The sequence below is a fragment of the Bradyrhizobium sp. genome, assembly GCF_016462955.1.
Taxonomy (GTDB): domain Bacteria; phylum Pseudomonadota; class Alphaproteobacteria; order Rhizobiales; family Xanthobacteraceae; genus Bradyrhizobium.
Window position 1 is genome coordinate 1 of record NZ_JAEMSD010000716.1, and the last position, 1,095, is coordinate 1,095.

Below are 1,095 nucleotides of genomic sequence, written 5' to 3' on the forward strand. Positions count from 1 at the left end.
GGATCATGACGCGCATTCTGCAGCGCTATCGCCTGCCGGAGCCCGATCGCACAGAGGTTGTCACGACCGCTGTCCCCGTGGCGCACAAGGCCAGCGCAGCCGACGCGCCTGCGGGCTGAGGCTGCAGCCGGATCAGCGTGCCGGGTTCGCGTGCGCCGCACCTCGGAAGATGGCGTTGGCGAGCAGCACGTTGAGGCCGTCGAGATAGGCGCGCACGGTCGGGTTCTGGGTGAACACGATGAGCTGGCCGCGCCCTTTCGGCTCCACCACGACGAACGGCTTGAAGGCGAGCTGCCGCTTCGTCTCTTCCCACAGATAGCCTGACACAACGAGGTCCTCCGGGCCGGCGAAGCTGACGACGTTGACGCCGTGGTCGCGCCTGACCGGCGTGAAGATGTCGCCGCCCGACATCAGCACGTTGAGCGTCGGCTTGAGACCCGCGGCCAGCCAGTGGTCAAAATCGGGCGTCGCCTTCACCAGTGCGCCGGGGGAAGCGTCCGGGGACTCCTCGATCGGCGTTTCTGCGGCCGCCAGCGCATCGCGCGTTGTGAGTTCCGTTCCGTGCGCAGTCGCCTTGTCGTCGGGCGTTGCAGGCTTGTCTTTCCGGAACGCGGTCTCGCGACGGATGGACGCCATGTCGGACTTGGGATCCGAGACGAACCGCGCTGCTTCTCCGATCGCGATGAGAACGCCGCCGCGCTGCATCCAGGCGCGCAGGCCCGCGCCGCCATCCCCCATCACGCCGCCAAAGTTTCCGCCTTCGGGCAGGATCACGACGTCGAACTGCGAGATTTCGCTTGAGGACAGCGACGACGTGCGGATCGGTGTCACAGGGTAGCCGAACTGGCGCTCGATCACGAACCGGAGATTGCCCGCGGCGCTGGATCGCGTTGGCGCATCCCATGCGAGAGCGATGCGCGGGGCATTGTGGCTCACCACCTTGGTGCTGCCGAAGCTTGGGCCGTCGGTGATCCAGCTGTCGTCGATCCCTGTGATGCTCGCGCCGGTTTCGGCGGCGAGACGCTGAAGCTTCGCGGCGAGCCCGTCCGTGCCGGAATTGCGGAAGATGAGCGTGCCAGCGGGATAGGAACGGCC

1 protein-coding gene is annotated in these 1,095 nt (G+C 67.0%); it reads right to left on the reverse strand.

Features of this window, described 5'->3' with window-relative positions:
* Positions 1-132 precede the first annotated feature (132 nt).
* Positions 133-1,095: hypothetical protein (locus JHD07_RS37315; RefSeq protein ID WP_291631289.1), on the reverse strand; the 963-nt coding region annotated here is incomplete at its 5' end.